23 protein-coding genes and 1 pseudogene are annotated in these 22,481 nt (G+C 39.9%); 9 read left to right on the forward strand and 15 right to left on the reverse strand.

Annotated features, from left to right (window positions below):
- Nucleotides 1–530: 530 nt before the first annotated feature.
- On the reverse strand, nucleotides 531–1,481 hold the full coding sequence (locus ACR5KR_RS03940) for an aldo/keto reductase family protein (protein WP_448265530.1): 951 nt from the start codon (nucleotides 1,479–1,481) through the stop codon (nucleotides 531–533).
- A 605-nt stretch (nucleotides 1,482–2,086) separates the two neighbouring features.
- Here ACR5KR_RS03940 and ACR5KR_RS03945 point away from each other — a divergent pair.
- The gene (locus tag ACR5KR_RS03945) at nucleotides 2,087–2,380 is read left to right on the forward strand and encodes a hypothetical protein (RefSeq protein ID WP_448265531.1); all 294 of its coding nucleotides are present in this window, start codon (nucleotides 2,087–2,089) and stop codon (nucleotides 2,378–2,380) included.
- 908 nt (nucleotides 2,381–3,288) lie between these two features.
- Here ACR5KR_RS03945 and ACR5KR_RS03950 read toward each other — a convergent pair.
- The gene (locus tag ACR5KR_RS03950) at nucleotides 3,289–5,613 is read right to left on the reverse strand and encodes a beta strand repeat-containing protein (protein ID WP_448265532.1); all 2,325 of its coding nucleotides are present in this window, start codon (nucleotides 5,611–5,613) and stop codon (nucleotides 3,289–3,291) included.
- Nucleotides 5,614–5,841: 228 nt separating this feature from the next.
- Between ACR5KR_RS03950 and ACR5KR_RS03955 the strand changes: the two genes are divergently transcribed.
- Nucleotides 5,842–5,985: a hypothetical protein gene (locus ACR5KR_RS03955; RefSeq protein WP_448265534.1), complete on the forward strand. Its 144-nt coding sequence runs from the start codon at nucleotides 5,842–5,844 to the stop codon at nucleotides 5,983–5,985.
- A 137-nt stretch (nucleotides 5,986–6,122) separates the two neighbouring features.
- Here the strand turns inward: ACR5KR_RS03955 and ACR5KR_RS03960 are convergent, their stop codons facing one another.
- From ACR5KR_RS03960 to ACR5KR_RS03980, 5 genes are all read right to left on the reverse strand, one after another.
- On the reverse strand, nucleotides 6,123–6,413 hold the full coding sequence (locus ACR5KR_RS03960) for a hypothetical protein (protein WP_448265535.1): 291 nt from the start codon (nucleotides 6,411–6,413) through the stop codon (nucleotides 6,123–6,125).
- Nucleotides 6,414–6,622: 209 nt separating this feature from the next.
- Nucleotides 6,623–7,561, reverse strand: coding sequence for an IS4 family transposase (locus ACR5KR_RS03965; protein ID WP_448265536.1), 939 nt, complete (start codon nucleotides 7,559–7,561; stop codon nucleotides 6,623–6,625).
- Nucleotides 7,562–7,701: 140 nt separating this feature from the next.
- On the reverse strand, nucleotides 7,702–9,486 hold the full coding sequence (locus ACR5KR_RS03970) for an ATP-binding protein (RefSeq protein WP_448265537.1): 1,785 nt from the start codon (nucleotides 9,484–9,486) through the stop codon (nucleotides 7,702–7,704).
- A complete protein-coding gene (locus ACR5KR_RS03975; protein WP_445632213.1) occupies nucleotides 9,483–10,040 on the reverse strand; it encodes a transposase in 558 nt (185 codons plus the stop codon). The genes ACR5KR_RS03970 and ACR5KR_RS03975 overlap by 4 nt, the downstream gene beginning before the upstream one ends.
- Nucleotides 10,037–10,426 carry a helix-turn-helix domain-containing protein gene (locus tag ACR5KR_RS03980; RefSeq protein WP_448265539.1) on the reverse strand — a complete coding sequence of 130 codons (390 nt, stop codon included), beginning with the start codon at nucleotides 10,424–10,426 and terminating at the stop codon, nucleotides 10,037–10,039. The genes ACR5KR_RS03975 and ACR5KR_RS03980 overlap by 4 nt, the downstream gene beginning before the upstream one ends.
- A 24-nt stretch (nucleotides 10,427–10,450) precedes the next feature.
- Between ACR5KR_RS03980 and ACR5KR_RS03985 the strand changes: the two genes are divergently transcribed.
- The gene (locus tag ACR5KR_RS03985) at nucleotides 10,451–10,630 is read left to right on the forward strand and encodes a hypothetical protein (protein WP_448265540.1); all 180 of its coding nucleotides are present in this window, start codon (nucleotides 10,451–10,453) and stop codon (nucleotides 10,628–10,630) included.
- Between the two features lie 132 nt (nucleotides 10,631–10,762).
- Nucleotides 10,763–11,473, forward strand: a pseudogene (locus ACR5KR_RS03990) (IS1 family transposase).
- Nucleotides 11,474–11,550: 77 nt separating this feature from the next.
- On the opposite strand, the gene ACR5KR_RS03995 reads toward ACR5KR_RS03990, so the two are convergent.
- The 8 genes from ACR5KR_RS03995 to ACR5KR_RS04030 all read right to left on the reverse strand — a co-directional run bounded on the left by ACR5KR_RS03995 (nucleotide 11,551) and on the right by ACR5KR_RS04030 (nucleotide 17,437).
- Nucleotides 11,551–12,162: a DinB/UmuC family translesion DNA polymerase gene (locus tag ACR5KR_RS03995; protein ID WP_448265542.1), complete on the reverse strand. Its 612-nt coding sequence runs from the start codon at nucleotides 12,160–12,162 to the stop codon at nucleotides 11,551–11,553.
- Nucleotides 12,104–12,322 (reverse strand): Y-family DNA polymerase, encoded by a 219-nt coding sequence (locus ACR5KR_RS04000; RefSeq protein WP_448265544.1) that lies wholly within the window; start codon nucleotides 12,320–12,322, stop codon nucleotides 12,104–12,106. Before ACR5KR_RS04000 ends, ACR5KR_RS03995 begins: the two co-directional genes overlap by 59 nt.
- Before the next feature lie 82 nt (nucleotides 12,323–12,404).
- Nucleotides 12,405–12,584 carry a hypothetical protein gene (locus ACR5KR_RS04005; RefSeq protein WP_448265545.1) on the reverse strand — a complete coding sequence of 60 codons (180 nt, stop codon included), beginning with the start codon at nucleotides 12,582–12,584 and terminating at the stop codon, nucleotides 12,405–12,407.
- 206 nt (nucleotides 12,585–12,790) lie between these two features.
- The gene (locus ACR5KR_RS04010) at nucleotides 12,791–13,783 is read right to left on the reverse strand and encodes a phosphonate dehydrogenase (RefSeq protein WP_448265546.1); all 993 of its coding nucleotides are present in this window, start codon (nucleotides 13,781–13,783) and stop codon (nucleotides 12,791–12,793) included.
- Nucleotides 13,784–13,893: 110 nt separating this feature from the next.
- Nucleotides 13,894–14,706 carry a phosphonate ABC transporter, permease protein PhnE gene (phnE, locus tag ACR5KR_RS04015; protein ID WP_448265547.1) on the reverse strand — a complete coding sequence of 271 codons (813 nt, stop codon included), beginning with the start codon at nucleotides 14,704–14,706 and terminating at the stop codon, nucleotides 13,894–13,896.
- Between the two features lie 162 nt (nucleotides 14,707–14,868).
- On the reverse strand, nucleotides 14,869–15,804 hold the full coding sequence (phnD, locus tag ACR5KR_RS04020; RefSeq protein WP_448265548.1) for a phosphate/phosphite/phosphonate ABC transporter substrate-binding protein: 936 nt from the start codon (nucleotides 15,802–15,804) through the stop codon (nucleotides 14,869–14,871).
- A gap of 47 nt (nucleotides 15,805–15,851) precedes the next feature.
- On the reverse strand, nucleotides 15,852–16,625 hold the full coding sequence (gene phnC, locus ACR5KR_RS04025; RefSeq protein ID WP_448265549.1) for a phosphonate ABC transporter ATP-binding protein: 774 nt from the start codon (nucleotides 16,623–16,625) through the stop codon (nucleotides 15,852–15,854).
- 185 nt (nucleotides 16,626–16,810) lie between these two features.
- The gene (locus tag ACR5KR_RS04030) at nucleotides 16,811–17,437 is read right to left on the reverse strand and encodes a class I SAM-dependent methyltransferase (protein WP_448270084.1); all 627 of its coding nucleotides are present in this window, start codon (nucleotides 17,435–17,437) and stop codon (nucleotides 16,811–16,813) included.
- 462 nt (nucleotides 17,438–17,899) lie between these two features.
- Between ACR5KR_RS04030 and phnD (ACR5KR_RS04035) the strand changes: the two genes are divergently transcribed.
- The 5 genes from phnD (ACR5KR_RS04035) to ACR5KR_RS04055 all read left to right on the forward strand — a co-directional run bounded on the left by phnD (ACR5KR_RS04035) (nucleotide 17,900) and on the right by ACR5KR_RS04055 (nucleotide 22,444).
- Nucleotides 17,900–18,499, forward strand: coding sequence for a phosphate/phosphite/phosphonate ABC transporter substrate-binding protein (gene phnD / locus ACR5KR_RS04035; protein WP_448265551.1), 600 nt, complete (start codon nucleotides 17,900–17,902; stop codon nucleotides 18,497–18,499).
- Nucleotides 18,499–19,782 carry an ATP-binding response regulator gene (locus ACR5KR_RS04040; protein WP_448265552.1) on the forward strand — a complete coding sequence of 428 codons (1,284 nt, stop codon included), beginning with the start codon at nucleotides 18,499–18,501 and terminating at the stop codon, nucleotides 19,780–19,782. Before phnD (ACR5KR_RS04035) ends, ACR5KR_RS04040 begins: the two co-directional genes overlap by 1 nt.
- Complete coding sequence (locus ACR5KR_RS04045; RefSeq protein ID WP_448265553.1) at nucleotides 19,779–21,218, forward strand: hybrid sensor histidine kinase/response regulator; 1,440 nt, start codon at nucleotides 19,779–19,781, stop codon at nucleotides 21,216–21,218. The genes ACR5KR_RS04040 and ACR5KR_RS04045 overlap by 4 nt, the downstream gene beginning before the upstream one ends.
- A 153-nt stretch (nucleotides 21,219–21,371) precedes the next feature.
- On the forward strand, nucleotides 21,372–21,872 hold the full coding sequence (locus ACR5KR_RS04050) for a helix-turn-helix domain-containing protein (RefSeq protein WP_448265554.1): 501 nt from the start codon (nucleotides 21,372–21,374) through the stop codon (nucleotides 21,870–21,872).
- 47 nt (nucleotides 21,873–21,919) lie between these two features.
- Nucleotides 21,920–22,444: an IS630 family transposase gene (locus ACR5KR_RS04055; protein WP_448270086.1), complete on the forward strand. Its 525-nt coding sequence runs from the start codon at nucleotides 21,920–21,922 to the stop codon at nucleotides 22,442–22,444.
- Nucleotides 22,445–22,481: the final 37 nt, after the last annotated feature.

Consider the following 22,481-nt stretch of genomic DNA (forward strand, 5'->3'; position numbering starts at 1 on the left):
AAAAGACTACTCTATTAAATGTCTAGAGGATGATTCGGCTTAACAAAATTATCTTTCATAGTCAGGGTGAAGTATATCTCAATAATTACAGTCATTATTGAGATATACAAATCACTAATAAATGAGTAAAATTATTTTGGTCTGAGCAGGGCTACTCACTAAAATACGGGTAAGGAAGAGTATGCTGCTTAAATCACCTTAACTGTGTTACACGCAAAATTCTCACCAATAGATAAATAGCTCAAAATGCTTTTAGAGAGCTAAAACTAATTTCTTCTGTTTATCGATGAGTTTGCTTGCTAGGCTACTAATGTCAGGCACTTACTCAAAAGAAAAGTACTTTCACCTCGATCTTGGGTATTTGATTTTTTAGCTATCCCCAGATTCAGATCCCTCAAATAAGCGATCGCCATAATGTAGTCTATTGTTAGTGTGGAAACGAGCTATGCACAATGCTGCTCATCTCAAGGTATATCCTTGACAGCAAGACAACAAAACTTTTGGGTTCGCTCCGAGAACTAGTTCTTTCCTTACCTTTGAACAACCGATGCCAGTATTTGGTCAATCACTGCCAGTACATCCGTATCTAGCTGTACTCCTGATGCAGCAGCGTTATCAACAATTTGTTCTGGACGGCTAGCACCAATAATTGCTGAAGACACACGCTCATCTCGTAGTACCCAAGCCAGAGCTAATTGTGGCATACTCAACCCCAAATCTTGGGCAATCGGTTTGAGCTTTTGTACTGCTGTTAGTGTGCGATCGTTAAACAACTCCTCCATCAAAAACGAATTCATCTTTTCGTTAGCGGCACGAGAATCTGGAGGTGCAGCTTGTCCTGGCTGGTATTTACCTGTGAGTACACCTTGAGCTAACGGCGACCAAACAATTTGACTGATGCCATTAGCTGCACATAATGGAAACACCTGTGCTTCCGGTTTGCGCCACAGCATGGAATACTGGGGCTGGCTGGAAACAAAGCGTTCAACATCAGCCAAATTCAGTGCTGCTTGGATCTGCTGCGGACTCCATTCGCTAAAGCCGATGTAACGAGCTTTTCCCTGACGCACGACCTCAGTGAGTGCCGTCATCGTTTCTTCTAAAGGCGTATTTGGATCGTAGCGATGGCATTGGTACAGGTCAACGTAATCGGTACGCAGTCGCTTTAAGGAAGCATCAATTTGTTTTCTGATTTGGGCTGCTGAGAGTCCTCGCTCAGTGGCTGACATGGGAAAGAAAACTTTGGTCGCTAAGACATAACTTTCGCGCTCAGTACCTTGCAATACTTCTCCCAAAAATGATTCAGCCCCTCCCTGAGCGTAAACATTTGCAGTGTCAAGAAAGTTAATTCCAACTTCTAAAGCTTTATGTATACAAGCCTCTGCATTTTGCTGCTCTACACCACCCCCATAAGTCAGCCAGGAACCGAGACTAATTTCGGAAACGCTCAACTCGCTGTTTCCTAATTGTCTGTATTTCATTTGTATTTCTCGTTTCACTGTTGTTTTCATCTTGATTAATCTCCAAGAAGCTATTTTTAGCGTATTTACAAACTTTGTCTCAAGCCACCACAGCTTTCCTCATTCAAATTGCAGATATTTCGTCTGTTTAAATATACCTAATGAAGAGTCTCAATCTCTGCGCCATCGCTTTACGACTATAAATTCCGTGACAAGACCAATCTTCTTTATATCCGAATGGCACGAAGATTCATGTCAAACAAGCGTCAGGGCTCTGTTGTTGGGGGTAGGGTTGCAGCTTCGTGTGTTTCGGAATTTTGAATTTTAGTGAATCAATAGAACAACATCTTCTTCCTTCCCAACACCCAAAAACCAGTCACTGATTCGTTGGCTTCAATGTCAAAAACCCAAAAGAATTTTGACTTCTAGACAATGATCCTACTGCGATCGCTTTAAGGCATCTGCCCGAAAAAGAGATTTATATCCAATTAATAAATTCTTCAGTAAAAGACTGGTATTTTCCATACTTTTGCAGTAGAGTGTTTATTCCGTGCAATTATTAATACTCATTTTCTCCCAAGTTTACTCAGACAAATTTTAAGCCAATGCCTTCGAGGGAACAGCCAATGAATACTTCTAATGAGATACAGACAAAGAAAATCATCAAAAAATCTGACAAGCTCACGCTGAGAGAGATGAAATTAATCGAGGAGGCAGAAGACCAACTTCTTCAAACCGATACTGTCAATTCATCAACCCCTGTAGTTGAGGTTGAGGAGAAACTAGTAATCACTCCTGAACCTAGAGTTCCTGACTATGTTCCATTCCTTGACAATCCTCCTGTACAATCGGTGGGCAATTCCGGCTGGCAGGTTTCTGATGTCTGGCGGGATATTCGGGTGGATGATTTCTGTAATTGATGGTGGCGAAAAGCAATGACCCAGCGTAGCTGAACGCTTTTGAAATCAAGTTCCACATTGATGTTCACTCTAATACACACCATGCCAGGATAGTTAAGAGTGCAAGAAAAAACTGCCCTGGGCATGAAGTCCAGAACAGCATTTAAAAAAGAGCTTTACGAAAATGCCACTGTTTATCTACAGTTTTCTTTGGCAGCCACAAGTATATGTGCGATCGCTTCCGATAAGTTGGCTTCAGGTTTTTGCGTATGCTCCCATTAGCGACTTATAGTTAAAAGCGTTTAAGTTCAAGGGTTGTTGCTACTGACGAGCAATAACATTCGTCATCATAACTCATCTCTGAGCCAACTCAACCCAGTTCCCAATGCCGCCTCTGCCGTGTAATAAATCTTTTGTTCCCCGAATATCCTACCCATGCGGCTAATGATACGGAATTCCCAGCAATGCCCTGGCGTGTAAAAAACCATTAGGATACTGCTGTTGACACAGAGTACCGTGTAAACTTTCACTTGGGACATTTACTGCTGTTGTGGGTGTGATAATGTATTTTAATTTAAAAAACTCAGGAGTCAGGAGTCAGGAGCCAGAATGACTCCTGAACAAAACAGCAGATGAGTAAAGGGGTTTGAATCCCCAACAAAAGTGATTCTGACTTCTGTCTTCTGACTTTTGACTTCTGACTTCTTCTTCAATTGTCTGCAATCTTGCGGAGGGACAAAATGGTCTAGGATGGAATGGCACTAAGAAAAGCTCTAATATAACCTATACTCCATAATGATTACAGGCATTAATGCCTTAAGAGCGGTTCCTCCCAAGTAAAAAGAACTAACTCTTATCCAGCATCCAAGGATTATTAACTATGGGGGCTGTCTTTGAGTCCTTGGCGACTTGAATCACGCTAACTCCGATTAAACAACCGCAAAATTGTTTTTGGTTAGTGACAACCCAGCCGATAATTGTGCAAATTGTACTTGAGTAAAGGCATTCGCACTGCCATCTTGGTCAAAGAACAATGCACCTGTAATATTGTTGTAAATAAATCGCTCTTGGCTAGTGGTTGCAGATGCTCCGAGGGTAAACTGACTTGTTTTAAGTGAACCGATTGATAACCCGCCACCAAAACCTTCAGCCGTTACTTGAATGAGTTCATTAGTCGCCTTGAAGTCATCAAGTCTATCAATGCCTTGATTGAAACTATTGAAAGCAAAGGTATCAGTACCAGATCCTCCAATTAGGCTATCATTACCCTTGCCGCCTATGAGGATATCATTGCCATTACTACCGTCGAGAGTATCATCCCCATTGCTGCCCACAATTAAGTCATCGAAATTTGTACCTGAGATATCTAATTGTTCGATATTTTTGTAGCTAATCCCATTCGTGCCATCCGTAATTGAGCCAGAGTTAGTAGTAGCATTGAATGTCGAAGTGATTCTCTTGGTAGACTTATAAAAGTTGCCGAACGACAATAAATCGTCACCTATTCCCCCATCCATTGTATCATTGCCACCATAGCCCCCGGAGAGCGTATCGTTGCCATTGCTCCCCACAATCAAGTCATCGTATTTTGTACCTAAGATATCTAATCGCTCAATATTTTTGTAGCTAACCCGATCCGTGCCATCTGTAATTGAGCCAGTATTAGTGGTAGCATTAAATGTCGAAGTGATTCCCTTGGTATAATAATTGGCAAAATCATAATAGGCATAATTGATGGATAATAAATCGTCACCTTTACCTCCATCGATCGTATCATTGCCAAGGCTCCCACCTATCGTATCGTTGCCATTGCTCCCCACAATGTTGTCATCGTATTCTGTACCTAAGATATTTAATTGTTCGATATTTTTGTAGCTAACCCGATGCGTGCCATCCGTAATTAAGCCAGAGTTAGTAGTAGCATTGAATGTTGAAGTGATTCCCTTGGTATAATTGCGAGAATCGCCAAAATAGGACAATAAATCGTTACCTGTTCCCCCATCTATTGTATCATTGCCAGTAGTGCTTGCATTGATCGTATCGTTGCCATCGCCTCCAGAGAGCAGATTATTGCCTGTTGAGGAGTTAACATCCAAGCGATCATCACCAGCACAACCGTTGAGGGTATTATTGCCAGAAGTGGGTGTATCGTATCTGCCGTCAAAGCCAATGGCCAAAAGAGTATCATTGCCATCGCCCCCTAAGAGTAGGTTATCGCCTGATGAATACCTAGCATCCAAGTTATCGTCACCAGCACCACCGTTGAGGGTATTATTGCCTAAAGAGGGATCGGTGCGGCCAGATAGAAGAGGGTTTGGGATGTAGAACGTATCGTTGCCAGAGGTCGAAAGATAATCATTGCCATCGCCACCATTAAGTAGGTTATCGCCTGTTGAAGCTATAGCATCCAAGCGATCGTCACCAACGCCTCCAGAGAGTAAGTTATTGCCTGTTGAAAAGTCAACATTGAGAATATCATCACCAGCGTCACCAACGAGGGTGTTATTCCCCGCACCACCAACGAGGGTATCATTCCCCGCACCACCAACGAGGGTATCATTCCCCTCACCACCTCTCAAAAAGTCGTTGCCACTTAAGCCGTTGATTTTGTCATTACCCCCCTGACCATTCACCACATCATCTGAGTTGTTTAAACCTGTAATGTTATTGTCAAGGTCATTGAGGAAAGTCACCGTGTTCTTGATGCTGATGCTCGTTTCAGCGGAGTTGGCATCCAGGACATTAAAGCTGTCGGTGATGCTAGTTTGCCCATCAAATAGGATATTACCAACAGCTGGTTTTGCACCAGTTGCTTTCAGATTCTGGAAGTTTTCTAATTTGAAGTTTTGGAGGATAACTTTGAGATCGGGCACGCTTGCAAAAGAAGCAGCAGGCGCCTCTTCAAAGGTGATTTCTAAATTCTTGCCATTCTGGGTCAGCAGCAGATTTCGAGCAGTCAATCCATACCCTTGGAATTTAATGGTATCCACTTCGGCAATTACTGCTGCTGTTGGGCTTATTCCTTTACCTACCCCACCGAAATCGGTGATAGTATCAGTACCATCGGTGAAGCCGAAATCGAAATCGTATATTTCACTTTTGTAAACAAATTTATCCTTGCCACCGCCACCAGTCAGGGTGTCGTTGCCCTGATTAGCTGTGATAGTATCGTTACCTGCAAGACCCTTAATCGTATCCGCGCTGTTAGTACCCAGTAGCGTATCGTTACCATTAGTTCCAATGATATTTGCCATTATTTTTTCCTACCTGAATTGATTTTTGGAGTAAATTCAGTTCTCAAGTTGCTGTTAGTGCTGTTTTCGGGCACAAAAATTCGCCGAATCTTGACATTTCGACATCCGTTCATGTCACCCTTGAGGGTTACGAATTTTTCTTTGAAGATTCCCCCTTTGATTGGCTTGCAAGTAGTACTTATCGCACTATCTCGGACTATCTAAGTCTAGCCCTTTCAAGGTGTGTTAATGAGTATTTGCATTGGTGGGTATACGATGCAAAATGGTCAGCCTGTTGTGATTAATGATATTTATAGGGATGAACGGATTCCTTTTGCCGCTTACCAAGCAACTTTTGTCAAAAGTATGATAGTAGTGCCGAGCCGAAACTGAATAGATATTCAATCGTTCGATTGAACATCTATTCCAGCTTCAACTCCAACTGACTCTATCAGGTTTTCTGACGGAGTAAACTCATCAATTAGCGTAATTATCACTGCTGCCGCAGGCACTGCAAGTAGCCATTGGTGTCAAGTTAAGGCATCAGCCCAGATGTCAAGAGAGCGAGCAGCCGTTCGTCGGTGGCGTTGACGGACGGCTTTAACCAAGCCCATCGAACGATAATGTTCGACAAGCCAAGGAATAAGTTTTAACTCAGGGTTAAGCAAAAGTGCGCGGTGAAAAAAATATAAACTGCGAAACACCATTTCCACAGAAATGCGTTCCAAAGGTTGTTGTAAAGCGATTGCTACATCAGCACACAAGTCGTTGAGGACGGCGTAGAAAATCCAAGTAGCGTATATTTGTTCAAGGGGCGACAAGCGAGTTAAAGTGCTTGCTGTATAAGCTCCATAGCCTTTAAACCTCGCTGATAATATGCTTGCTTATTGCGAATATAACCGACCATTTCTTCGACCCATGCTTGACACTCATGCAAAGCTTCTATCCAATTGAAACCATATAAACCTATCCAAAAATTACTATGCCTTTTTTCAGTTTTACCTTGCTCTTGGGAACGGCAGACATAAGATTATTGTCGTTGTAATTTAATTTTTTGACCTTGTATCCAAGCACTAGTCATTGCTAAAGCTATTAAAAAAATTAAACGTACAAGTCTATCAGGATTGGCTTGAGAAGCTTCTAGATTGTACCCACCAGTTTTACAATCTTTGAACATCGCTTCAATGCCAAAACGTTGAGCATATATTTTGAGGGCAGTGTTTAAATCAGGTAAATTAGTTAATAAATACCAAGCTTCCTTATCTTGCTTCCCCCTATACTTCCTTTTCCAATAAACAGCTAAATTGAAGCAACCAAAACCTTTTTTTTGAGTAACTTTAACATCAGGATAAAAGGAGCGAATACCAGGATAAATCTCAATGCTACTTAAAGGTTGAAATTTCTGTCTTTTTTGACGAAAAGTAGTATCCTTTTTTTGACGAAATATAAAACTGAGGTTCTGCTTGTGGAGCCACTGTGCTAGTTCGACACTATGGAATTCTCTGTCCCCAATAATTACTAGTTTGTACTTTTTTAATAGTCGAATTACTGGACGTAATACTTTTTGTTGTTCTTCTAGGTTGCTACTACCATCTTTTCCTAGCAGACACCAATATATTGGCCAAGCTCTTTTTTGGTAAATCACACTCACCATCAACACATTATTTTCCTTCCACTGTGTTCTATCCATTGCAATGGTTAATTGTGACCCCAGTTGAAAATGTTGGTTAATTAGGGCTTCAATAATCGGAAACCACAACAATACTACACTTAAGGCATTTAGCGTTAAAAACCTTTGTATATGCCGTCTACGACTATTTTGTTGTATTGGTAATGGTAGTGTCGCTGCCAGTCTTTCTATCTTCACTTGTTTTTGATTTTGTAGTAACCACACCAACATCTTTAGGGTGATTAACTGTGCTTTATTTAGGTATTTTTCTAAAAAATTTTGGTAGAATGATGCCAGCATTATTATGACGGTCTTAATCAAATTACGAGACCGTTCTTTTTTACCATTAAACTGTACCCTACAGATAGTAGCTTAATAACTGTACAGTTCATTCTCAATAAGCACACAAATGTTTCCAGGGGTCTGTGCCTCCCAAACCTTTAGCTTGCAGGGTTTAGAGGCGATTGTCGCCCCTTGAACTGATAAGCTGTTCCCAAGTCCTTAAGGATGGCATTGGCAATTAAGGCATAGCCAGCATAGCTAAAGGGGGACATATCGCTATTACCATACTGCAAAGATAAAGTCGTCATCTTGGCGAGTACCAGCAATCCTAAAGTCGGTTGACCATTAAGCCATGCAGCATAGAAGAGAATTTGTAAAATTCGCAACATTTCTGCAATATTGGCATCTGACATTTTGGGAAGATTGAGAATAGATTCAACAGTCTGCTGCTCTAAAAATCTATTAACTATGGCAATTTCTTTGTCCAGACTCGCTTGAATCAGTTCTTGTTCTTTTGGTAGTTCCCAGTCAAGTAATTGTAAACTTTGGCGTTGCATGGCGATCGCTTCCGCATTGCGTCCTTGAAGCTGATATTGAGTCATCTGCACGCGATAAATCACCGCTTTGTCCAGGGGTGTTTGAGCATGGCTAAGTGCTTCCCCATAAAGGACTTCGGCTCGGTCAAAATCACCACACAGATAAGCTGCTTCTGAACCCTTGCGGTGCAAACTGTACATTAGTTTATAGTCAGTTTGCCAAGCGGTTGTAGGTAATAAATCAATCCCAGTAGTACAATAAATCAGGGATGCTTGATAAGCTGCCGATAGTTTTGCCTTTTGTCCTGCTTGTAGGTTTAAGCGAGCTTGTTCTTTTTTCTGCTCATCGGTGGCGATGCTAGAAAGGGAAACATCTTCAGCGATCGCACCTTGTCCTAAATTCAGTTGGTTTACTAGATCAAAAATCCGTTCTTGTTGTTCCTGCTCGGATAATCCTTGCAATAACAATTGACCAATCATGAAATGCGTTTTTTGTTTTTGCTCTAACGGAATTAAGGAATAAGCTGCTTGTTGGATGCGATCGTGAAGAAATTTATAGACAATAATTTCGGAATTTTTTAGAGTAACAGCTTGATTTTCTGATCCTACAAAAAACTTATAAACTTCACTTTGAGGTAAAATCAAACCCTCCTGTAAAGCATTCCACAAAGAAACAGCCGTTTCTATTTTTGATTGTTTAGAAACAATTGCTAATGTTTCTAAATCAAACTGATTCCCAATACATGCAGCTAATTTTAAAATCACTTGAGTTGATTCTGGCAACTTTTGTAATTGCAATGCCATAAATTCAACGATATCATTTGTGAGCGATCGCTGATTTATGTGGGTGATATCACCTTGCCAACACCCCGACTCGAAGTAAAATTCAATTAATCCATCTTGATGTAATGCTTTGAGGAACTGTGTAGCAAAAAACGGATTACCCTGAGTTTTCTGAAATACCAAGCGAGAAAGAGTCCATGCCAAACTTTCTGAGCATTTCAGTGTGTCAGCAACTAATTGATTTACCTGCTCTTGGCTCAGTGGTGCTAAAGTAATCGTATTAATCGTGGCTGCTGTTTTTTGGATATCATTTAAAGTCAACATTAACGGGTGTGCTGGTTTGACTTCGTTATCACGGTAAGCACCAATTAATAAAAAATGCTTTGTATCAGCCATTAATAACTGTATTAACATCAGAGATGCCGAATCAGCCCACTGCAAATCATCTAAAAACATCACTAATGGATGTTTGTCACTGGTAAAGACTTGGGTAAATTTCTGGAATAATAAATTAAATCGATTTTGTGCCGCAGTTCCTGATAATTCTGTAGCAGGTGTTTGTTGACCAATGATTTTTTCTAATTCGGGAATAACTTCAATAATTACAGCAAATTTGAGGTTCATGAGGTACAGTAGCAGCAATTAGTAAACCAATTTTTTAGATGCTTTGGATCAACTAGTTTCAGCGCAATTTTAATTAAACCATCAACGACGGATGCACTCTTGGGAGAAAATTGTTTCAGAAAAGCTTTTAATTGTGACCACCAATGTTCAATTGGATTGAATTCAGGAGAATAAGGAGATAGATAAAGAACACTTGCTCCCACTCCTTCAATCAAAAGCTTAATCTCTTCGACTTTATGAGCAGGTAGATTATCCATTACAACGACTGCACCAACCCATAATTGCGGAAGTAAAAAATGTTCTACAAAAACTTTATATGCATCTCCATCCATTGAGCCGTTTAAAGTCATCACGGCTAAAACCTTCTTTAAGCTAATTCCTCCGATTACACTTATTTTTGCTCCCCGGTAATATGGTTTAAAATTATACGTTCTAGTACCGCGCTCGCTTCTTTGATGAGTTCTAGTTAAGCCAAGTAAAACACCCATTTCATCTATAAATACAAGGTCTTCTGGGTCTACTTGCTTTACTTTCTCCCAATACTCTATTCTCAGTTTTTGGACTCTTTCTGTTTTTCCTTGGCTGCACTTTCACTTTTTTTTCGCGTTAATTTTTGTTTTTGTAATGCACAACACATCACACTTGCACACACCCAAACGTTGTATTTTTCTCCAAAATATTCGCAATATTCCAATAAAGTTGCGTCTGGGTAAATTTGAACCATTTCGGCTAATTCGCTCACGAAATCATCTAACCTACCCTTCATGGCTCTACCTTGCTTTTTAGGTTCTAGATGTCCTTGCACTCTATGAAGTTGGATTAGCTTTTGCACATAGCTTTTTGCTACACCAAATTGCACAGCAACCTTTCTTATTGAAGTACCACCCTTTTCGTAAGTATTTACTATTTTTTCTCGTAAATCGATTGAGTATGCTTTCATTTTAAGTCTTGATACACCAATATTATGTGTACCTCATTTACCTCGAAAGTGCTGTATATTCCACCAACCTGTACGGTCGCTAAAGCACAAGAGCAGGGAACTGCTTTAGGTTTGAACGCATCTTACTTAAGTATCTCTAATGGTATTGAACCTATAATTGCTGGAACACTCATTCATTCATCAATCGCATCCCATAACCTATGACTATCCTTTATATATAGCTGGAATTTTAACTTTTTTAGTATTATTTTTAGAGGTAGTTAGTCGCCAAAGTTACGTGCCGCAATTAAAATAAAAGGCGTTGCATAATAGAGGGATGAATTGAGGTCATCTACTGTGCAATGTCCATACTGCGGCTCTACGGAAATTCGTAAGAACGGAAAGCGGAGAGGTAAACTTGCATCACATTTGTGTATCGTGCGACGTGCGTTCCGCCCCGCAACGCTTTCGCCAATTTATTGATTTGTACGAGCCGCCGAAAGGATATTCTGAGGAATTGAAGCAAGAATGCTTAAAAATGTACCTTAATGGTATGGGTTTTCGTGGTATTGAACGAGTTAAAGGAGTGCATCATACTACTATTATTTATTGGGTCAAACAATTGGGTGATAAACTTCCAGATGCACCCAAAGAAGATGTAATTCCAGAAGTTGGAGAACTTGATGAATTAGAGACATTTGTTGGCTCAAAAAAAACAAAATTTGGTTATGGACAGCAGTAAATCACTTTACTCAAGGTATTTTAGCCTGGGTTTTGGGAGATCATAGTGCCGAAACTTTTGAGCCATTGTGGGAAATTGCTAAACAGTGGAAAAGCTATTTTTATGTGACAGACGGCTGGAAAGTATACCCAAGTTTTATTCCAAATGGAGACCAAATTGTTAGTAAAACATACATGACACGAGTTGAAAATGAAAACACAAGGCTTAGACATTATCTGGCACGTCTTCGCCGAAAAACTTTATGCTATTCCAAGACAGAAGAAATGCTGAGATGCTCAGTTAAATTATTACTCCATTACTTAAAGTATCAAACTATACCTACATAAATCGATTCATCCCTTTATTCAGCAACGCCAAATAAAAATATTAAATAGTCGATTCCATGAGTAGTAGATTAGGTCAATCACTCCCAAGTGATATCTGCATTTTGGAATAGTGGCAATTGAATCACTTGGGTCTGTTTGGCATTATTCAGATTAGACAAGAAAATCCCCAGCAATCTAATACTACGATTCTCCAAGTCAATCGATTCAAACAGTGCTTTGGCTAATTCAAAAATCGTATCTAGCTCACCAATTGAAACAAACATTGTCTTACTACGGGTTATCTGATGATAGTCAGAAAACTTGACTTTCATTGTTAATGTACGACCTCGCGTTTCATGCTGTTCTAATCGTTGCTCGACAATTTGGGCAATCTGTTTGAGTTCTTGCAACATTTCACTATGGTCACTTAAATCTCTAGCAAACGAGGTTTCTGCACCAATCGACTTACGAACCCGATTCGCCTCAACTGGTCGGTCATCTTCTGCTCTGGCAATCTTGTAGTAATAATGACCAGCTTTACCAAAGTGGTGTGTTAGCTCCAAGAGCGATCGCCTTTTCAAATCTGCACCACTATGAATGCCGAGTGAGTGCATCTTCGCCGCCGTAACTTCTCCAATGCCGTGGAATTTTTCAATCGCTAGCTGTTCTACAAAGGCGTAGACGCTTGCGGCTTGTCGTAGACATCGCATCCTGGGGTAAAATCACCGTTAATCCATTGGGCTTATTCTGCCCTGATGCCATTTTTGCAAGAAACTTGTTAATTGACACACCCGCAGTCGCTGTCAACTGAGTTGACTGGAAAATTGCAGTTTTGATGTGTCTTGCAATCTCTGAGGTTTTTAAAAGCATTTTTAGCCTCTGCTTGCGACTGGCGATCGCAAGAAGGCGGGCGAAACAGCGCCATCCTCAAAAGAAGAGATGGACAATACAATTATTCCTTTGGGTAACGATTGATGAGGTCGCGGCGTGATGCTGGAGTTTGAGGATGCAAGACCTGACAAATTTGCTCAACTGGTGACAGATGCGCCGAAATGGACTGAGTGGATGGGGTAAGAAGTTGGATTGTAACGGCGATCGCTATCAAGTCGGCGGTTACGCTATCGCACTCCATAAGACTTCTTGCAGAAGTGGGGAAAAGGGGAATGGGGAAAGGTATGGAATTTTCCCTTCCCCTTTAACATGCAAACATGCACCCCAACATCTTGGCATTTGTTACTTTTGCAAGATGTCTATAACATTGCGGTGAATCTTTTGGATTTGGTTTCTCTGGAAAGAGGATTGGTAGTCTTTATTGCTTAAGGATTCTCCAATTTACTTTTAACTTGGACAATTGATTGCTCCTTGAGGAGAATGACCTTGTAAGGCTTGTAAAATATTTTGAGATGCTTCTATAGCGATGTCATATCGTAAATCATCCACCGCAGATCCTAAATGGGGAGTAAAAAAGGTTTGGTCTTGTTTCTCTAACAGAGATGGAGGAATTTTCGATGGGCGATCGCTACGGGCCCAATCTTCTAGTTCAAACACATCAGCTGCATAACCTGCTAAATGTCCAGAGGCTAAAGCATCACTGACCGCTTGTTCATCAACTACTGAGCCGCGACACGGATTGATTAAGAAACTCCCTGGTTTCATACGTGCTAAAGATGTCTCATTCATCAAATGAAATGTTTCTGGTTGCAGAGGAACCATTAGCACAACAAAATCACTGGTTGCCAATAGCGTATCTAGGGAAACCTGTGACAAGCACCAAGTTGCTGCTTTTTCCTTGGCTAAAGGCATCGCATCGGTGTAAATCAAGTTCATTTCAAAACTGGAAAGCCGTTGAGCCAGAGCTTGCCCCAGACTCCCCATACCAACAATTCCCAGTGTTCGGTTTGCTAATCCCATACCGTATAGATGCGGTCGCCAACCTGCAAACGTGCCTTGACGAATCAAGCGATCGCCTGGCAACATCTGGCGGGCTAACCCGATAATCAATCCAATGGTCAACTCAGCTGTTGGCACAGCTAATAAGCTAGGTACGATTGTGAACCAAATACCTTGACGGGTACAGGCATCAACATCAAAATTATCGTAACCCTTCAATGCTCCTGCAATAATCTTTAATTTTGGACAAGCTTTTAGAAACGCCTCATCGATTCGATCTGGCATAAAAACCATCAAAGCTTCAGCATCCTGCGCCAACTTGAGAATTTCTTCACGCGGTAAAGTCTCTCTAGTTGGATTTGCAACTACCTCACAATGCTCACTTAAGTTTGTAATAATTTCCAGGTGAACCCAGTGGGTAATTACAACTTTGGGTTTCATCAGCAACCTCCTAGTACCGCAAGGCGGAATTAAAAATTAAAAATTAAAAATGAATACAGCTTAAGCGTTTTGTTGATTGGGAATGGGTGGTTTATTTATGCTGTGCTGTACTAAACTAAACGTTTTCTAAGATAACTACTAAAACCATCAACCAGAATTACCATAAGCAAAATTACTAGCAACACTGCTAAAACTTCCCGATAATTGATCAGGCGAAGTGCGCCAATTAGCTCAAATCCAATGCCACCAGCCCCGACCGCTCCCATAACCGTGGAGGCACGAAAGTTATATTCCCATCGATAAAGGGTCAGATCCATCATTTGTGGTAATACCTGCGGCAAAATTCCGTGATAGATCACTTGCACCTTGTTGGCTCCAGCAGCTCTTGCTGCTTCTAGCGGTGCTTCGTTGACCAGTTCGATATATTCTGCAAAGAATTTGCCGACCATGCCAATCGAGTGAAATCCCACCGCCAAGGTTCCGGGTAATGCCCCAAAGCCAACAGCTGCCACAAAGATGATGCCCATAATTAGCTCTGGCACAGAGCGCAAGCCGTTGAGAATCAGCCGTGAAATTTGAAATAGCAACGGGTGGGGAGTTGTATTCCGAGCCGCTAATAAAGATAAAGGCATCGAGAAAACAATAGCGATCGCAGTGCCTGCAATACTCATCGCCAGCGTATCAAATAAAGGTTTGACCCAGTTTCGAGCATCACTAAAATCTGGAGGCAGCATTTGATGCAGCAAGTTTAAGATACTGGGAATCCCATCAAAAAGGCGTTTCTCGTTCCCAAGTCCAACTAAAAAGCAACATATAGCTACAGCCAAAAGTGCGATCGCCCAGGTTACTATCGTTCGATACCATTGCCACCGTTGTTGTTTCAGTAGTCGATCGAAAGCTGGTTGAGGATTAGGAAGTGTCACGTCGCTTCGCTCCAAATTCAAAATATCAGGAGTCAGAATTCATAATTCAGAATACTCTACTCATAAAAGGATAGAGTTTCAATCAAGAAAACTATTTATAGCAAAGTACTGAGTAAAAACAGAATTCATACTGAATTCTGATTCCTGAATTCTTCTTATAAATTACTTCTGCAACTTGGCGATATCAAGATTAAGAATTTTTGCTAAGTCTCTGATGCTATCATAATCTTTATCTTTCGCGGCTCCAAAACCATCAGCTTTGAAGGGTTTAAGAACCTCTTTATCATTCAATGCAAGAAAGGCTGCACGAATTTTTTCTTTTAGTGGCGGTGCTAAATCAGAACGCATTGTCCAGGGATATTCAGGATACTCTTTGGACTCTGCAATTACCTTGACTTTACTAGAATCAATTACTTTGCGTTCAATTAAGGATTCAAAGATGGGTTTACTTAAGCCACCAACTTGAGCATTACCATTTTGAACTGCCAATGCTACAGCATCATGTGAACCTGTAAACGCCTCTTGGTAGTCTTTTTTGCCGGGTTGCAATCCGCTATTTGCCAGCATTGATTTAGGAATCAAATGGCTGGAAGTTGATGCTTGATCTCCAAAAGCTACCGTTTTACCTTTGACTTCTGCCAGTGACTTGACACCGCTAGCTGTGTTAGCAATGATCACAGACTGATAAGTAGTTTTACCGTTTTTCTTCAAAGCTGCAAATGGCTCAATATCACTCTTTGTTTTTGCCAAAACGTAAGAGAGTGGCCCAAAATAAGCTAAATCAATACGCTTGTTGCTTGTTGCCTCAATCATCGAGGAGTAGTCAGTTGTAACGACAAGTTCAATATGTTTTTGTAGCTTTGTCTCAAGATACTTTTTAAATCCTTCATTTTTTTTAATCAAACTTGAAGGAGATTCATCAGGTAATAAAGCTACTTTTAGGGTTTGAGGGTCAGCCGAATCTGATGCTATTACTGGACTATTACCAGAACCTGATTGCTTATTTGCAGATTGGTTGCTGGGACTTTGACAACCAATTAAGGTAGCCATGATTAGTGTCATTGAGACAAGCGATCGCTTGTTTAGTAAAACAGTCATTGAGGTTATCCTAAATTAATATAAAAACAGTACAGGAAATTTAGCTATTAGGAATTAATGGTTTCCTGAAAGCCTTGATCGTGAGGACTATCTTTGTCACTATAAAGTTGCTTTAATTCATAGCTACTGATATCTGCTGGCTTACCATCTAAGACAACTTTTCCCTGAGATAACCCAATAATTCGATCCGCGTAAATTCTTGCGAGATCGATCTGGTGCAGACTGAGGATTGCGGAAATTCCATCTTCTTGACAAGTCTGACGCAGAAATGAGAGGACTTTATGAGCGCTGTTCGGATCGAGACTAGCAACAGGCTCATCCGCCAAAATTAATTGTGGTTTTTGTGCTAAGGCGCGTGCAATACCAACCCGTTGCTGTTGACCTCCGCTAAGAATATCTACTCGTGTTAGAGCTTTATGCAAAAGTCCAACCCGGTCTAAACATTCTAAAGCAATATACTGATCTGCTTTGGGCAAAGGAAAGAAACTTCGTAGTGTTGAATGGTACGCTAAACGACCCACCAATACATTCCCAAGAGCCGTTTGCCGACCAATAAGTTGATGCTGCTGAAAAATCATCCCTGTGCGCTTGCGATGTTCATACAACACCTTACGACTATGTAGATTTCCCAATCCTTCAACTATCACAGTACCAGTTGTGGGGCGATTAAGATAGTTCAGGCAACGCAGTAAAGTTGATTTACCAGAACCAGATGCTCCCAAAATAACAGTGAATTGCCCTTTAGTAAAGCTAAGAGAAATAGGTTTAATCCCTACTACTCCACCTTTATAAGTCACACTTAAGTGGTCAAGCTGAATCATATTTTCTAGCCATTTTAGGAACAAAACCTAAACTTTATAGTCAACGATAGGAATCGTATTTGATTTTTTAAATTATCTACCTGGGCGGAGAGTAGGAAGTAAAGAATAAAGAATTAAGCTTTTCGATCTGTATCGGTCTTTTTCAGAAATCAATTATTAGTCTTAGATTGTCATAGACAATTGGTTTAAGTTTTGATTTTAGCTGTAGCTACCATCAATCCCCATACAACACCAAAGCGATTTTTGGCTGCACGACAAACCACAAACTTTTCATTATTAAGCAAGCTATGAAACTCATTTTGGGTATAACACTGCTTATAAGCCGGATCAAACATCTTAAGTACTAAATCCCATATTTTACAAACTAAATAATCTTTACACCAATCTAGAATAATGACTTTTCCATCAGGCTTTAAGACACGTCTTATCTCTTTTAATGCAGCAAGTGGCTCATCAAAATAATGAAATGAATTAGCAGACACAATCACATCAAAACTATTACTGTCAAATGGCAATCTTGATGCACTTGCCGTCTGAAATGATACTTGAGGATAAGCACTACATTTGAGTTTAGCAATCGCCAGCATTTCCTCTGAAATGTCTATACCGATAATTTGTTGACATGAATACTCAGTTAATAGTAAACGTTCAAACTCACCAGTACCACACGCAATATCAAGTATAGTATCTGTTGGTGATATTTCTACCCAGGTTTTAAGGAAAGACAGTGTGTTAACTATATAATCTCTCCAGCGTAGATCGTAAACGGCAGCTAATTGGTTGTACTGTTTGCGAACTGTAGTTTCAATCATGCTGGTTTCTTTAATAAGGGTTTCAAGTTGGCTTATCTTTTTTAAAAATTGTATTGTAATATACATTGTATTAGCTTAACAGAAGTAATTCCTATTAGGCAATCTCAATTTTACTGAAGAAGAATTCAGAAGCCAAAATTTAGCAATCTTGACTTTACGTTTGTTTTGAGATGGCAAGAATAATTAACGCTTTCAGAGGAAAGGAATTAAGATGATTTTCCAACCGAATCATATAATGCTTCCCCATTTACCAGTAGTGTGAAAAACACTGAGCGATCGCTAATTTAATTTAGGTGCTAAGTAAAAAATACTAGTCTATAATCCTCAATCCCTTTTTGATGTGTTCTGGTGTATGTAGTTCATGATGGCTATTTATTTTTCAAGTGGGAGAATGTACACCATTTTGGGATTAATAAATATGAAACCTCTCTGAAGAGAACAGGCTCCAAAAGGATAAAAACCATGCACCAGCAACTTTTTTGTAAAGTTGTAACCAATATTCTTGGTAGAAAGACTGCTTTTTTTACCTCAGTATTAGCGATTGCCATATTTGGCATGGCCTGTACTCCAACTCGTGAAAGTTCATCTGCAACTCAGCCAAACACAGATCAGTCGCCTACTAGCACGACCAATCAAGCCGGAGAAGAACAAGGAACCATTACAATGGCGGTGATTCCCTGGCAGGTTTCAGCCGAACAAGAAAAGAGACTCCAACCTTTGGCTGACTATTTGTCTAAAGCACTAAAACGACCCTTTAAATTTGAAATTACTAAGGACTACGAAACAGCAATTGATTTATTGGTTAAAAAAAAGGTGGACATTGCCTACCTTGCACCTACCAGTTATATCGAAGCTCATCGCCGCGATCCGAAAGTTGAGCCATTGGTTGCTCAGATTAATAAAGAAACAAAGCGACCTTGGTACACAGCTGTGATTATTGCCAACAAGGCAAGTGGGATTAAAACCCTCAAGGATTTAAAGGGTAAGCGATTTGCTTTTGTCACCAAGTTATCGACATCTGGATATGTCGTACCAACATTAGTCAGCGAATTGTGCAATTAATGAATAGTACAATCCAAGTAAAAAGTGAAATAGGTCAGGGCAGCACTTTTTGGATTGACTTAGATTTACAAGAATCAGTGGATTGGATGCAATCAGGTAGAGTGGTGTCTGCTGGTAAAATTGTCGGAATCGCCACTGGAAAGAGGAGAATCCTAATTGTAGATGATAAGTGGGAAAACCGTTCTGTTGTTATAAATCTATTAGAAGAGATTGAATTTGAAATTATAGAGGCAAGTGACGGTCAGGAAGGTTTAGATAAAGCTATGCAATTTCTGCCAGACTTAATTATTACAGACCTGACAATGCCCGTCATGGATGGCTTTGAATTAACACGTCGCCTCCGCCAGCAAAAGGAGTTTCAGGAGTTGACCATCATAGTTTCATCTGCTAGCGTGTTTGAATCTGATCAACACAAAAGTTTAGGAGTTGGTGCAGACGATTTTCTACCGAAACCTGTACACGCTGATGATTTACTTCAAAAGTTAGAAAAATATTTACAAATTGAATGGGTTTATGAAACTGTACCAGAAAAATCTGGAAATGGAACACTAAGCACTATCCATAACCAAAATAGTTCTGTCGTAACTCCTGAAAGCATAATTGTTGGGATTACTGGCAATAAACGAAAAATTTTGCTCGTAGATGATAATGGGGAAAACCGTTCTATTATTGTCAATTTATTAAGTGATATTGGTTTTCAAATAACGGAGGCAATTAATGGTCAAGACGGCTTAGATAAAGCAGTCAAGTTAAAACCTGATTTAATTATCACTGACTTGTCAATGCCAGTCATAAATGGCTTAGAAATGATCCGTCACTTGCGTATGTTGCCATTTGATGATTTACCAATAATTGTTTCATCTGCGAGTGTATTTGAATCTGACCAGCATGAGAGTTTAGAGGTTGGTGGCAACGATTTTCTGCCTAAACCAGTGCAAGCCGATGAATTGTTTCAGAAGTTACAGAAGCACTTAAAATTTGAGTGGATTTATGATTTGCCCCAGAGTCAAGAAGTCAACGAAACCCAAAATCTAAAAGGTACCTCTGCTGATTCCTCGCTATCAGACACTGGCCTAATTTCTCCACCATCTGAAGAAATCGAGAAACTATTTGAGTTGGCGATGAGAGGTAATATCAAAGGCATTCGAGAACAAGCCCAAAAATTGAAACTTTTGGATGAGAAGTTTATACTATTTGCCGAACAATTAGAGCAACTTGCTAAAAGCTTTCAAATTGAAAAAATTAGGGAATTTATCCAACCATATCGAGGAGAACAACAATGAATATACCTGTTATGGAGACAGGGGTAATTTTGATTGTGGATGATAATCCCAATAATTTGGAAGTACTATCTGAAACATTAATGGATACAGGTTGGGAGATATTGATTGCTGTGAATGGTGAAGGAGCGATCGCTCAAGCTGAATACGCTTGTCCTGATATCATACTTTTAGATGTAATGATGCCTGGAATTGACGGATTTACAGCCTGCCAGCGTTTAAAGTTAAATCCTATAACCTGTGATATCCCCATAATTTTTATGACAGCTCTCTCTGAAACTGTCGATAAAGTAAAGGGTTTGAGCTTGGGAGCAGTAGATTACATTACTAAACCCTTTGAGCATGAAGAAGTACTGGCTCGTATCAAGACACATCTACAAATTCGTAATCTAACTAAGCAACTCCAAAGTCATAATCAGCAACTTAAACAGGAAATAGCCGACCGTCTTGCAGTCGAAACCAAGTTACAAAAGCTGACTCAGGAGTTAGAGCAAAGGGTAGAAGAACGTACTTTGCAACTATCTCAAGCACTTGATAATTTTCAGCAAGCTCAAGTTCGGCTGGTACAACAAGAAAAGATGTCTACCCTTGGTGAGTTGGTCGCTGGAATTGCCCATGAAATTAACAATCCAGTCAACTTCATTTTAGGAAATCTTAATCATGCCTCTGAATACACCCAAAATTTTATTGATCTGCTTCAACTTTATCAAAAATATTATCCCAATCCTGAAGTAAAAATTCAGCAAAAAATAGATGAGATTGATATTGATTTTTTAATGCAAGATTCTCCGCAAATTATGTCGTCTATGTACAAAGGAACAAAGCGTCTAGCACAGATGATTCATTCTCTTAGACATTTTTCACGTCGGGATGATTCAGCAGTACAACTTATAGATATTCATGAAGGTATTGATAGCACACTATTGATTTTACAATATCGCTTAAAAGCTAACTCAGAACGTTCCGAAATTCAGATTATTAAAGATTATGGAACTTTGCCACCTGTAGAATGTTTTCCAGGTCCACTGAATCAAGTTTTCATGAATCTCTTTGCTAATGCAATAGATGCTATAGAGGAGTCATTTGTGACTAGGAGCAATTCTATTGCAAATTTTCCCGAAATTGCAGCAAGTAACATTCATTTGTTATCGGTAGAAAACAAAGGACAAATCACGATTCGTACTGCTCTACATCAACAAAGCTCAGTTGTAGTAATTAAAATTGCCGATAATGGCATCGGTATGACAGAAGAAGTCAAACAACGGTTATCTGAACCAATGTTTACTACCAAACCTGTAGGGAAGGGCACAGGGTTGGGTTTATCTATAAGTCGGCAAATTATTGAGGAGAAACATGGTGGGACTCTCTCTTTTGTCTCTGAGCCGAGGCAAGGCACAGAATTTTGTATTGAAATTCCTTTACTAAGTCAAAAAGCATAAATAACTACGCAATTACAAAACAGTATAATCAACGTCGAAATACGGCGCGATCGCGAATCTTTACTTGGAGGGTTTCTATGATCGCTAAAAGGTCATACCAATTCACTAAAAGTGTGATACAGATAAAATAGGAATAAATATGAACGGGTGAAAATGGCTGGAATCACCAAAGTTGAAATCAAAGAATCAGTCCAAGAGTTGCATGAACTGCTCTTAAACCAGAAAACAGCATCAAGCCGCGAACGAATTCAAGCTTTGTATTTGCTGAAAATGGGCCAGGTGAGAACGGTACAGGATGCAGCTGTAGTTGTGGGCAGAGAAAGGGTGACGGTGCAAAGATGGCTCTCAATTTATACAAAGTCAGGAATAAATGGTCTGTTGTCAGTAAACAAGAGTACAGGGCGACCGCCAATTATTAATGGTTTGGCTAAAGAACAACTTTTAAAAGAACTTGAACAGCCAGAAGGATTTAAAAGTTATGAGGAAATCCGAACATGGTTGAAAGCGGTGGAAGGAGTAGAAGCGTCATACAAAGTAGTACACGATACAGTACGTTATCGAATGAAAGCGAAGTTAAAAGTACCAAGAGCAGTAGGGATAAAACACAATGAAGAAGCAGAATTAGAATTTAAAAAAAACTGCCACAATACCTAGAAGTCATTAGAAAACACGCTATAGAGCCAAAAGATAAACACAAAAGAATTAGATATTGGTGTGGTGATGAAAGCCGTGTAGGATTAAAAACAGAATTGGGGAGGCTGATTACGCTTTGTGGCATAAAACCTATCGGCATCATGCAATGGAAGAGAGAAAACTTCTATTTATACGGGTTAGTAGAACCCTTAACTGGCGAGTATTATATTTGGGAATTCTCTCATCTCAACACAGCTTGTTTTAACATTTTTTTAGAACAGTTTGCTGCTACATATTCGCAAGATATACATATTATTCAATTAGATAACGGTGCTTTTCATTTAAGCCAGACTCTTAAAATTCCCGAAAATATTATTTTCTTATTTCAACCTCCACATACTCCCCAAGTCAATCCAATTGAACGTTTATGGGAAGAAGTCAAAAGAAATCTAAGTTGGGAATGCTTTGCTAGTTTGGACGAGTTAAGAACAGTTATCTGGCAACGTCTTGAGGAATTAAACACATCAATTGTTGCTTCTATTACAGGTTGGGGTTTTATTCTGGATGCTTTATTTGTATCAGGCTTTTCGTGAATTGGTATCACTTCCGAATCTAGCACTCTCAACACGC

The organism is Nostoc sp. DSM 114159 (assembly GCF_053470285.1).